The 12,407-nt window shown below is 66.3% G+C and carries 10 protein-coding genes; all 10 read right to left on the minus strand.

All coding sequences use genetic code 11. The annotated features are described in order from the left end of the window. Positions 1–120: 120 nt before the first annotated feature. Positions 121–3,036, minus strand: coding sequence for a ligand-binding sensor domain-containing diguanylate cyclase (locus EO156_RS07535; RefSeq protein WP_078585671.1), 2,916 nt, complete (start codon positions 3,034–3,036; stop codon positions 121–123). 376 nt (positions 3,037–3,412) lie between these two features. After that, positions 3,413–6,364 (minus strand): diguanylate cyclase, encoded by a 2,952-nt coding sequence (locus tag EO156_RS07545; protein WP_029828962.1) that lies wholly within the window; start codon positions 6,362–6,364, stop codon positions 3,413–3,415. A 198-nt stretch (positions 6,365–6,562) separates the two neighbouring features. After that, positions 6,563–7,354: a flagellar biosynthetic protein FliR gene (gene fliR / locus EO156_RS07550; RefSeq protein ID WP_005917965.1), complete on the minus strand. Its 792-nt coding sequence runs from the start codon at positions 7,352–7,354 to the stop codon at positions 6,563–6,565. A gap of 13 nt (positions 7,355–7,367) precedes the next feature. Further along, entirely contained in the window at positions 7,368–7,637 is a 270-nt protein-coding gene (locus EO156_RS07555) for a flagellar biosynthetic protein FliQ (RefSeq protein ID WP_005917968.1), read from the minus strand. An 880-nt stretch (positions 7,638–8,517) separates the two neighbouring features. Beyond that, on the minus strand, positions 8,518–9,363 hold the full coding sequence (fliP, locus tag EO156_RS07560) for a flagellar type III secretion system pore protein FliP (protein WP_029828963.1): 846 nt from the start codon (positions 9,361–9,363) through the stop codon (positions 8,518–8,520). Between the two features lies 1 nt (position 9,364). Continuing rightward, positions 9,365–9,772 (minus strand): flagellar biosynthetic protein FliO, encoded by a 408-nt coding sequence (gene fliO / locus EO156_RS07565; RefSeq protein ID WP_005921346.1) that lies wholly within the window; start codon positions 9,770–9,772, stop codon positions 9,365–9,367. Next, a complete protein-coding gene (fliN, locus tag EO156_RS07570; protein ID WP_005917974.1) occupies positions 9,769–10,107 on the minus strand; it encodes a flagellar motor switch protein FliN in 339 nt (112 codons plus the stop codon). The genes fliO and fliN overlap by 4 nt, the downstream gene beginning before the upstream one ends. Beyond that, a complete protein-coding gene (gene fliM, locus EO156_RS07575; protein ID WP_005917976.1) occupies positions 10,104–11,117 on the minus strand; it encodes a flagellar motor switch protein FliM in 1,014 nt (337 codons plus the stop codon). Before fliM ends, fliN begins: the two co-directional genes overlap by 4 nt. Positions 11,118–11,127: 10 nt before the next feature. Further along, positions 11,128–11,655, minus strand: a complete 528-nt coding sequence (locus EO156_RS07580; RefSeq protein ID WP_011051248.1) for a flagellar basal body-associated FliL family protein — start codon at positions 11,653–11,655, stop codon at positions 11,128–11,130. A gap of 189 nt (positions 11,656–11,844) precedes the next feature. Continuing rightward, positions 11,845–12,407 (minus strand): flagellar hook-length control protein FliK (locus EO156_RS07585; protein ID WP_164735854.1); only part of this gene is annotated, 563 nt, incomplete at its 5' end.

Genomic DNA, 12,407 nt, shown 5'->3' on the forward strand with positions numbered 1-12,407 from the left:
AGCCGGCGTACGCAATCACGGCATGTTCGCCCACATCGACTGCCGACGCGCCGTGGCTTGCCAATGGGACGCGTGCGCTCCTCCCTGCGCGCGCCGGCATGGCCTGGCCGCCGGCGCGACTCATGCCACCGAACTTTCCGGTTCCTCCGGTTCGATGCGGTTACGGCCCGAGCGCTTGGCCCGATACAGCGCCTCGTCCGCACGCGCCAGCAGCGAGGCGGCGGTGTCGCCGACGCGGAACCAGGACACGCCCACCGAACAGGTCACCTGCAGCGGGCGTGCGGCACCCACCTCGTAGGGAGCAAGGCTGAGCGCTTCGTGGATGGCGCGCAGCCGGTGCTGGCTCTGTTGGCTCATGCCTGGCAGCAACAGCAGCAATTCTTCGCCGCCGTAGCGGCCCACCTTGTCCGAATCGCGCAGGCAGGCCGTCAGCCGCGCGCCCACCTTGGCCAGCACCGCATCGCCGACCAGGTGCCCATGTTCGTCGTTGACCTGTTTGAAGTGGTCCAGATCGATCAACACCACCGCCAGCGGATGCTCGCCGTGCGCGCAGCCCTGCAGTTCTTCGGCCATCGCTTCCAGGATGCCGGAGCGATTGAGCAGGCCGGTCAGCGCGTCGTGGCTGGCCTTCAAGGCCAGCGCCGCACGCGCGTTTTCCAGTTCGCGTTTTTCGCGCTCCAGTTGGTAAGTGCGCTCGGATACCAATTCGGCCAGCATGCGTTCGCGCGCCACCAGATGGCGGTGCCGCCAGCGCCACAGGCCGATCAGCAGGCCGCCGCCGATCAACACATACAGCGCGATCGCCGGCGGGCTGCGCCACCACAGTGGCGCGACCGCGAAGGGCAGGTCGACGATCGGCGAAGCGGTGCGACGGTAGCGGTCCAGCACCTGTACCTGCAGACGGAAATGCCCGGAGGGCAGCGGTGGCTGGTCGATGGACAGGTTGTCGCTCTGGATCCACTGGTCGTGCAGGCCGAGCAGGCGATAACGCACCGTCAGGCGGGTGGGGTCGTCGTAGACCTCCATCGTCGACAGCTCGATGTGCAAGGGCTTGTCGCTCCAGCCCAGCAGCTGCCCGCGCTGCACCGGCATGCCGCCGCGGCTGACGCTGTCGATGCGCACGCTGGGCTGGCGTTCGTCGAACAGGCGCGCCGGGTCGCTCACGTGGCTCACGCCGCGTGCGGTGCCGATCCACACCGAACCATCCGGATCTTCGGCAAACGCAGCCTCGGAAACGTCATCCCAGATCAGCCCCTGCGACTGCGACAGATGCGCCCAGCGCTCGCCGTCGTAGACCTCGACGCCGCGTGCATGGCCGACCCAGACCCGGCCGACGCTGTCGCCGCGCAGCAGGTACACGCCGACATCGCGCAGCGCCTCGTCGCTGATTTCCTGCAGGTCCAGGCCGTCGTGCAGCAACATGCCGTGCCACAGGCCGGGGCGATAGAACGCCAGCCACACCTCACCGCTGTCGCTGATGTGGAACTTGGCGATCCATGGCTCCGGCGTGCCGCCGTTCACCTTGACCTTGGACCACTGCCCATCGCGCAGCCGGAACAAGCCGTTGGAGCTGGAAATCCACAGCGTGCCGTCGGCGGTTTGCTGGATGTCGGTGTAGGCGATGGCAGGCACGTCGGCCACCTCCTGCAGGCTGCCGCCGTCGAGCGGGCGTTCGATCACGAACAAGCCGCCGGCGCTGAGCATCCACAGCCGGCCCTGGCGGTCGATCAGCAGGCGACGCGCAGTGCGCGGCAGCTTGGCGATCTGCGCGCTGTGCCCGTCCGGCCAGGTGCGGCGCAGGAGACCTGCCGAATTCAGCGTCCACAGGCTGCCGTCCTGGCTGCGCTGCATGCCCACCACCTGAATGCCCGCGCTGTGCAGGGCTGGGACGAAGCGCTCATCCGGTTCGGCCTGGCGGCCGATGCCGTGCTCGTTGCCGACCAGCAGCGCGCCTTGCGCGTCGCGGGCGATCGACCAGGTCGGCGCGGCCGGCATGCCTTGCGAGGCGTCCCAGTTTTCGATCCATTCGTAGCCGGCCCAGCGCACCAGCCCTTCGCCGTCCACGGTCATCCAGATATCGCCATCGCGGTCCACCAAGATCGCATCGCTGCTGCCGGGCGGTAGTCCATTGTCTGCGCCGAACGTGCGCCAGTGGCCGTTTTCCCAACGCGCCAGTCCGTCGTTACGACGCACCAGCACGCGTCCTTCGCGGTCCATCACCAGCGATGCCGGCCGCCCGACCGTGCTGCCATCCAGCAGCGACAGCGAGCGAACACTGAAGGCGGTCGTCCCGCGCGCGCGATAGAGCACGGTGCCCGCACCGCGCACCCACAGCCCGCCATCGTGGTCGCGCAACACGCTGTACCACCGGTCGTCCGGCACTCCGTGTTCGGGCCCGAACACCTGCACCTTGCGCTGCGCATCGATGGCGCACAGCTTGCGTGCGCAGCCCACCCACAGCGTGTCGCCGTCCACCGACAGGCTCAGCGACTTGGACAACTCGGGAACGCGTACCCGGGTTGCCGTGTCCAGCAACGGTTCGCTGTGCCAGCGATCGTTGGCGCGGCCCTGGAGGATTTCCAGCGTGCCGCCATTGGCCAGCACCGTGCCCCAGGGCAGGCTGGCGAGCTGCATCTGCTCCCCCAGGTGCTCGGCTTCATCCGGCCGCAGTTTGCGGAAGCCGTGCTCGTCGCCGACGAACAAGGCCTGGAAGCCTGCCACCCATAACCGCCCATCGGCGGTTTCGGCGATCGAGGTGGTGGGCTCGTTGCGCAGGCCATCCAGCGGGACCTGTTGGAAGATGCGCCCGTTGTAGCGATACAGCCCGCTCTCGGTGCACACCCACAGCAAGGTGGCGCGGGTCTGCAGCAGGCAGGTGCCGGCAAGACCGAGCAGGCCCTGGTCGTGGGCATAGCGGCGGATGCTGGCGCTTTGCGCACCGGCCAGATCGGCCAACGACAGCAACGCCAACAGCAGCACCATGGCAAACGGTGCACGCCGGTGCGACGACCTCCATTGGCGGTGCTCAAACCCCACGGACGTTGCAGTCTCCCACGCATCGGCAATGCGGTCCGCGCCCCTCGCGCGGTGTCTCAGGCTTGCCTCGGCAGCCCCCGTCGCAGGCTGCATTGGAACAACTAGCGGCGGCCGACGCATATTTCTTTAATGCTTCAGCGAGCATGACGGCGTGAGGATCTGGCGAACGCGGTTGTTTGCTCGCGTGTTGTAGGACGCTGGTCACACGTTTGCGCAAGCGCGATTCACCTGCAATCCCTGCAGGGCTTTCCACGCGTGGTCATTGGCAGGAGCAGCTGGTGTTGATCGAAGGCTGCACTCGGTTGTCAGCGCTCAGGTACCTTCAGCGTCCGCGTCGAACGGGTGCGGCGCGCGGCTTAAGTCACCTGCGCTGCCGTCACACCTGACCGAGCGTGTCCAGCGGGATATGGTCGTAATCGACACGATTGCGGCCACTGCGCTTGGCCCTGTACAGCGCCGCGTCGGCGCGCGCCAGCAGTTGCTCAAGCGTTTCGCCACGCTGAAACCAGGCCACGCCGACCGAACAGGTGACATGCAGCCAGCCGCCATCGATGGGGTAGTCGCCGCAGATGCCGCGGTGCAGGGCGTCCAGCCGATGCGTGGCATCCAGGTTCAGGCCTGGCAGCAGCGCCAGCAATTCTTCGCCGCCGTAACGGCCGATGCGGTCGTCGCCGCGCATCAGCGTGTCCATACGGCGGCCGACCCCAGCCAGGACGGCGTCGCCGGCCAGATGGCCATGCTGGTCGTTGACCAGTTTGAAGTGGTCCAGATCGATCAACACCACCGCCAGCGGACGCCCTTGGTGTTCGGCATGCAGCAGCATCTCGCGCAACGCGGCCAGGATGCCGGCGCGGTTGAGCAGGCCGGTGAGTTCGTCGTGGGTGGCCTTGAGCGAGAGTTCGGCGCGCGCCGCTTCCAGATCGCGCTTGTCCTGTTCCAGCTCGGCGGTGCGCTTGGCCACCAGCTGCTCCAGTTCGCGCTTGCGCCGCAGCAGTTTGGCGGTGCGCCAACGCAGCAGCGCGATCACCGCCGCGATGCTCAGCAGCACGTATCCGACAATGGCCGGAACGCCCCGCCACCACGGTGGCACCAGCTCGAACCCGAAGCGGGTGATCGGGCTACTGCTGCGCTGGTAGGCATCCATTGCCTGCACTTCCAGCGTGTAACTGCCTGGCGGCAGCAGCGGGTAGGTCAGGTGGCTGAGCGAGGTGCTGGTCCAGCTGGCCTGATGGCCTTCGACCCGGTAACGGAAACTGACGCGGTCCGGGCCGCCCTCCGCCCCCGGGGTGCTGAGTTCCACATCCAGCGGCACCCGCGACCACGCCACCCGGGCTTGCGGCAGCAGCGGTTGGCTGCCGCGGCGCACATGCAGGATGTCCACCCGCAGCGGCGCCGCGGCGAACACGCGCATCGGATCCAGCAAGTGGGTCAGGCCACGGCTGCTGCCGAGCCAGACGCTGCCATCGGTATCTTCGAAAAATGCATTGGCCGACATGTCGTCCCACAACAGCCCTTCCGTGCGCGTGGCCCGCGCCCAACGTCCGTTTTGGTACACATCCAGGCCCTGGCTGCTGCCCAGCCACAGCCGGCCCCTGCTGTCGTGACGCAGGATGAAGGGCATCACCCGTGCCACCAGCGGGTCGTCCACGGCGGCAAGCGTCAATATGCCGTCGGCCTGCAGCCGGCCATGCCACAGCCCGGTATCGCGCAGCGACAGCCAGACCTCGCCATCGGCGCTGAAATCGAGCAGGAAGAAATCCTGGCTAGGCAGGTCGCCGCGCACCTGCACGCGCTGCCAGTGGCCGTCTTTTGCCTGCAGGAACAGGCCTTCGCGCGTGCTGGCCCACAGCCGCCCCTGCGGATCCAGGTCGATATCGCCTACGAAGGCCGCCGGCAGCGCCGTTTCGCGCTCGGCTCTCGGCGGGGTGCCGCGCTGTACGCGGTACAGCCCGCGCGGGGTGGTGATCCACAAGGTGCCGGCCGTATCGAACATCAGCCTGTTGATCGGCAGGTCGAGCTGCAGCACATCGGTGGTCTTGCCGCTGCGCGGGTCGCGCCGCGCCACGGCCCCGGACGAGCGCGCCACCCAGGCCGCACCATCGTCCGGCGACAGCGCAATGGAAATGGACTGCAGCAGGGGTTGGCCGTTCTCCAGCGTCCACGGCTGCATGCGCCCGCTACGCGGATCGAGCACATTGGATCCCGCATCGCCACCGACCAACAGCTCACCGCTGGGCAGCCGCTGGCTCACCCAGGTCGGCGCTTCGGCCAGGCCCTGGTTTTCGTCCCAGTGTTCGATGGCGCCGTAGCCCAGCCAGCGCTGCACGCCCAGGCCGCGCGTGCCGATCCACAGCTGGCCGGTGCTCTGCATCATCAGCGGGCCGACCATGGGGCTGATCTGCAGCCCCTGGCTTTGGCCGAAGTAGCGCCAATGATCGCCTTCCCAGCGCACCAGGCCGCGGTCCGAGCGCGTCAGCAGGCGGCCCTGGGCATCTTCCGACAGCGTCGTGGCACCGGAGAGGGTGTCGAATCGGGTGCCCGCTGGCGCCGGACGATTGCGGAACACGTGCTCGCCGGCAGCACGTGAGAGCACCAGCCCGCCACCGCGCAACCACAGGGTGCCCAGGCGATCGCGAAAGATCGCGCGCCATTGCCGTTCGGGCACGCCGTCGTTCTCGGCCAGCAAGGTGATCTTGCCGCCGGCATCGATCCGGCAGACGTGCTGGCCGCAGCTGGCCCATAACGCGGTTCCATCGGCCAGCAAGGCCCTGCCGGCCGGCAAGAGGCGTCCATCGTCCAACTGCAAGGGCAGGGGGTGGACCGACCAGCCGCCTGCGGCACTGGGCGACAGCCGCAGCAAGCTGTTTTCGCTGACCACCACCACGCCATCGGCGTAGGCGGCAACGACATTGCCGCTGTCGGCGCGGATCGGCTTGCCATCGCGCAGCACCTGCACGAAGTCGTTACCCTCGCGCACGAACAGGCCATTGGCGCTGGACACCCACAGGCGTCCGGCCGCATCCAGCCCGAGCGCGCGGATATAGCGCGCATCCAGCCCGCTCTCCTTGCCGACCGGGGTAAAGCGTTCGCGTTCGAAACGGTGCAGCGCCAGCTCGGTGCCGACCCAGACCACGCCCTGGCGGTCTTCAAGCAAGCTATTGACGGTCATGCCCTGCAGGCCATCGGCCTGGGCGTAATCGCGGAAGCTGTAGGTTTGCGCCCAACTGGTGCCGCAGATCAGCACCGCCGCCAGCAACAGCCACGCCCTTGCATGCAGGCGAGCGCCTTGCAATCGCATCGGGGCCAACAGCGCAGGCACAGTAAGCATCGATTTCCGTGGATGGGTAAGTGTCGGACGACGATACGCAGCGTCAATCGTGTAGGGGCTTTAGCGGCTGCGCGGCCAGAAAATTGAGGTGTGTCACGGTTTGGGGGTGCAGGATGGGGAGGCCCGTCGTAGTGGCGTCGGCGCCGGCAACTTGGCGGCCTGCCGTGCTTGCAGTGGTCGACCGTTGTCTATTGTGGATCAGGCCGTCAGCTCTCTTGCGGCATCGAAGGCGGTATCGAACATGCGTTGCACCGGCGGGGCGAACTCGCTGGCGAAACTCGACAGCAGGAACAGCCCCAGCAATACCGTCAGCGGCAGGCCCAGTTGCATGGGGTTCAATGCCGGCGCCGCCTTGGCCAGCGCGCCGAAGGCCAGGTTGACCGCCAGCATCGCCACCATCATCGGCAAGGCCAGGGTCAACCCGCCGCGCAGGATCTGCAGGAACAGGGTGGGCGCCACTTCGGCGAATGCGCCGGCATCGGGCAACGCGGTCCCGATCGGCAATGCCTTGTAGCTGTCCACCAGCAATGCGATCACCGCCAGATGCCCGTTGGCCGCGAAGAACAGCAGCCCGAAGCCGATGTAGAACCACTGCGCGATCACCCCCGACGTCACGCCGCGCATGGGGTCGGACATCTGCGCGAACGACAGGCCGGTGGACTGCGACACCAGTTCGCCGGCCAATGCGCCGGCTTCGAACATCAGCTTCAGCATGAAGCCCATGCTGGCCCCGACCGCCAGCTCGCGCGCAATGCTCAGCACCGCCTGCGCGGTAAAGCCGTCCCACTCCGGCACCGGCGGCAGGATCGGCGCCAGCACCATCGCCAGCGTTCCGGCCAGCATCACCCGCACCCGTCCGGGCACCGCCCGCGTCCCGATCAACGGCATTGCAGTCAGCAACGCACCGGTGCGCAGCATGGTCCACATGATCGCCCCGACCATCGCGAACGCGCGCTGGCCATCGATCACCATCTGGGTTGCAGAATCCATCCGCTCTGGCCCGCTAGCCGATCAGATGCGGAATGCGCTGGAACAGCGCAATGGTGAACTCCACCAGATGCCCAAGCAGCATGCTGCCGGTGGCGAACAGCGTGGCCGTCAGCGCCACTGCCTTGGCCACGAAGGCGATGGTCGGTTCGTTCAACTGGGTGGCGGCCTGCACCACGCCAATCACCACGCCGACCACCAGCACGGCCAGCAACATCGGTCCGGCAATCCACAGGACGGTGACCAGGCCACCACGCAATTCAGTCAGGGCGATTTCAGGGCTCATGGGAGGTGCTGATGCAAGTGGGATGCCAAAGGTGTGGGATTGGGGATTGGGGATTCGGGATTGGTTGGCGAACGGGGATCTGAGTTGCCTCGTGTTGCACTGGCTGTCGCTGTCGCTGTCGCTGTCGCTGTCGCTGCGCTCTGGCTTTAGTTTGCTGTTGCTCTGCTTTCGGCTTTTCGGGCCCCCATACCGCAGCGGCAGGCCACGTGGGTCAAACCCCGAAGGGGCGGCGCGCAAGGATGCGCGACGTTTTTCTAAGGGACATGGATGTCCCTTAGAAAAATTCCCACGTGGACTGCGTACCCGGAGCGCCTTGGCGCGGAGGGGCGCGAGGACGGGGTGTGTTTCTTTGGTTACTTTCTTTGCACAAGCAAAGAAGTGCTTTACAGCAGCCGAAGGCTGATCAAGTGACTCGTTCCCCGAAGGGGAGCGAAAGCCCTGTACTTGCGTTTGCTCGGTTTGCAGTTTCGTTTTTAGTGTGAGACAGAGAAATCAACGGCTTTCACGCCCTGCGGGCGCGAGTCACTTTTCTTTGCTTGTGCAAAGAAAAGTAACCAAAAGAAAGCACACCCCGTCCTCGCGCCTTCCGCTCTACGCGCTCCAGGTCCGCAGGCCATCCGGGAATTTTTCAAAGGGACGTCCATGTCCCTTTGAAAAACGTCGCGCATCCATGCGCGCCGCCCCTGCGGGGTTTGACCCGAATGGCCTGCCGCTGCGGTATGGGGCCCCTGAGAAGCAAGAACCTAGAAGCAAAAAGCAAGAACTAAGCACTAAGCACTAAGCCGCAAGCGCCTGGGCACTACAGCTGTGCTGCGCGGCGGCTCCAACAAAACACACTCAACTGGCTGGCAAGTGCTACAGCGCGCAACGCACGCCACCCCTACGACGCGTTAAAGCTCGCAGCCAGCGTCCCCACCACCAGCACCCAACCATCCACCAGGATGAACAACAGAATCTTGAACGGCGCGGAGATCAGCATCGGCGACAGCATCATCATGCCCATCGACATCAGCACGCTGGCCACCACCAGGTCGATGATCACGAACGGGATGAAGATCAGAAAGCCGATTTCGAAAGCGGTCTTCAGCTCGCTGGTCACGAACGAGGCCACCAGCACCGGGAATGGTACCGCGTCCGGGCCGGCGTACTTGCCGTCGCCGGCCATGCCGGCGAAGGTCATCAGATCGGTCTCGCGGATCTGCGCCAGCATGAAAGCGCGCAGCGGCTGCGTGGTGAGCGTCCAGGCAGTGGAAAAATCGATCTGGTTGTTGAGGTACGGCTGTAGCCCGGTGCCCCACATCTTCTGCCACACCGGCATCATCACCAGCGCGGTCAGGAACATCGCCAGGCCCAGCAGCACCTGGTTGGACGGGGTCTGGCCGGTGCCCAGCGCCTGGCGCAGCAGGCCCAGCACGATGGTGATGCGGGTGAAGGCGGTCAACACCAGCAGCATCGACGGCAGCAGGGTGATCGCCGTCATCAGCAGCAAGGTCTGCAGCGGCAGGCTCACGGGCTGGTCGCCGATGCGGCCCACGCTCACGTTCGGCAGCGACGGCAACTGGTTGGAACCGGCCGGTACCGCGGCAGGGGTCGCCGCCGGTGCCGCGGCCTGCGCCATTGCCGGCAGCGCGGCCGGGCTGGCCGCGGCCAGCAGCGGGCAACTCATCACCAGCAGGATCAGCACCAGGCGCACACTGCGCCCCCAACGATTCCAACGGCTCAACATGTCACGGGTCCTTGCGCAGCTTCTGGGCGAGCAGCTGGGCGAAATTGGGAAGTTGCTTGAAAGCGGGCAGGGTGGGGGCGGGCGCGGTCGGCAGCGGCTCGGGCAGGGTGTGCAGGGTGCTGATGCCGCCGGCGGTCACGCCGAGCAACAACTGCTGGCCGTTCACCTCCACCACCACCACACGTTCCTTGGCACCGACTGCCAGGCTGGTCACCACACGCAGGCCCTCGGTGCTGCGGAATCCGCTGCCGGGCATGCGCTTGAGCAACCAGCCCAGGCCGACGATCAGCGCGAGCACCAGCAGCAATGCAAAGACTGCGCCAAACAGGCTGGGCGAGGACGGCGCCTGCGCGCCGACCTGGGTCGCCTTGGCCGCGACCGGCGCGGCAGCGGCCAGCAGGCCGATCACCGCAGCCTCCGGATCCGCTCGCTGGGGCTGACCACGTCGGTCAGGCGAATGCCGAAACGGTCGTTGATGACGACCACTTCGCCGTGCGCGATCAGGGTGCCGTTGACGTAGACGTCCAGCGGTTCGCCGGCGCCGCGTTCCAGTTCCACCACCGAGCCCTGGTTGAGCTGCAGCAGGTTGCGGATCGGAATGCGTGCGCGGCCCACTTCCAGCGACAGGGTCACCGGCACGTCCAGGATCACGTCCAGGTTGAGGTCGGCCGCGTTCTGGTCCTGCTCGGCCTGCAGGCTGTCGAAGGTGGCAGGCGAGGCGTCGAGGGTGTCGGAGTTGATCATTTGCTGGAGTCCTGGGAGGGAACGGCGCGTGGGGCTTGCACGCCGGGCGGGCGTACGGCGGTGATCTTGACGGCGTTGTTGCCATTGGAAACGCCGAATTCGCCGGTGAATAACGGGATGTCTTCCACGCACAGCGGCACCTGGGCGGGCAGGTCGATCGGCAGGATGTCGCCGACCTTCAAACCGGTGAGCTGGCGCAGGCTCATGCGCTTGCTGGCCAGCACGCTGGACAGGGTCACCTCGGCGGTGTCCAGCTGCTCGCGCAGCATCACGTTCCAGGAGTCGTCGCGGTCGTTGCGGTCGCTCTGGATGCCGGCATCGAGCAGTTCGCGGATCGGCTCCAGCATCGAATACGGCAGGGTGATGTGGATCTCGCCGCCGCCGCCTTCCAGCTCCACATGGAACCGGCACACCACCACGTACTCGCGCGGGGTGACGATGTTGGCGAAGTGCGGGTTGATCTCCGAGTTGATGTACTCGAAGTCCACGTCCATCACCGGCGCCCAGGCTTCCTTCAGGTCGGCGAAGGTCTGCTTGAGCATCAGCTGGATCACGCGCATCTCGGTGGCGGTGAATTCGCGGCCTTCGATGCGGGTATGGAAGCGGCCGTCGCCACCGAAGAAGTTGTCCACCACGGTGAACACCAGGGTGGGTTCGAACACGATCAGGCCGGTGCCGCGCAGCGGCTTGAACCGAATCAGGTTGAGGTTGGTCGGCACGTACAGCGAGTGCATGTACTCGTTGAACTTGACCAGGTCGATGCCGCGCACCGACAGGTCGGCCGAGCGCCTGATCAGGTTGAACAGGCCGATCCGCCACAACCGCGCGAAGCGCTCGTTGACCATCTCCAGGGTCGGCATGCGCCCACGGATGATGCGGTCCTGGCTGGACAGATCGTATTGGCGCGCCTCGCCGGGCAGCGGCTCCGGCTCGGTGTTGACCGCGCCCGAATCCACGCCGTGCAGCAGGGCATCGATCTCGTCCTGGGAAAGCAGATCACTGACGCTCATCGGGCAGGCCTTACTGGGTCACGAAACTGGTGAACAGCAATTCTTCGACGCACTTCTTGCCGGTCTCGCTGGTCATGACCTTCTGCGCTTCGGCCAGGGCAGACTTCTGCAGCTTCTGCTTGCCGGCCAGGTCGGCCACGTCGGTGGCCTTGACCTGCGACAGCAGCATCAGCAGGTGCGCGCGGATGGCCGGCGCGTTCTCGGTGATGAGCTTGAGCTCTTCGGGGTCGCGGGTGACCAGCTGCACTTCGACCTGCAGGTACTGCGGGCCATCGCCGGGGTCGGCCAGATTGACCACGATGGCCGGGTCCATGGGGAAGTACTGCGCCGGCTTGGGCACTTCGGCCACCTTGGGGGCATCGTGCTTGCCGCCCTTTTCCTCGCCCTTGTGGCCCAGGAAGAACCAGGCGCCGCCGCCGGCGGCTGCCAATACCACCACGCCGATGGCGATGAGCAGGATGGGCTTCTTGCCGCCCTTCTTCTTCTCGCCCTTGTCGTCTTTATCGTCGGTCTTCTTGGGTTTTTCAGCCGCTGCCACAGTCTGCTCCAGGGGAATGCTTACCCTGTCGATGCAACTGGCATGCCAAAACCGCGTCGGTTTCCTGGCGCAGGCGGTGTGGAAACCAAAAAGCCCCCGCAGCCCTTGCGCTGCGGGGGTGGAGGGGCGTCATCGGCTACCGGCCGAGCGCGAGGATCGGCGGCGCCGGGGTATGCCCGGTACGTCGTTTCAGGCGTAGGCGTCCAGCAATCCACGCTGGCGTAACACCACCGACGGAATTCCGACGGGCGGGGCGTCGTCCAGGGTCAGGCCGTTGCCGCTGTCGTTGCCGCCATTGCGATTGCCGGCCGAATTCTGCTGTTGCTGACCGACATCGGCCTGGCCAAGTTGAAAGCCGTTCTGGCCGAGCATTTCGCGCAGCCGCGGCAGGCTCTGTTCCAGCGCCTGGCGGGTGTCGGCATTGGCGGCGGTGAAGCTGGCATTGACCTTGTCGCCCTCCAGATGCAGGCGCACCTCGACCGGACCCATCTCGTTCGGCGTCACCTTGATGTGGGCATGACCGATCTTCTGGTCGGCCAGCCAGCTCATGCGCGCGCCGATGGCGTCGTCGAAATTGTCGCTGCCCAGGTCCGGGGTGGGCGTGGGCGAGGCGCTGAAGATCGGTGCCGCTTCCTGCAGACGGGTCAGCGCCGGTGCGGTAGTGGTCGGCAACACGAACGCCGGGGCATCCGGCGTTGCCGGGGCGGCGCTGTCGTCGGCAGCCGGTTCCAGCGCCTTGGCGGCCATGCTCA

The sequence above is a fragment of the Xanthomonas sp. DAR33341 genome (assembly GCF_003992815.1).
GTDB lineage: Bacteria > Pseudomonadota > Gammaproteobacteria > Xanthomonadales > Xanthomonadaceae > Xanthomonas > Xanthomonas cissicola.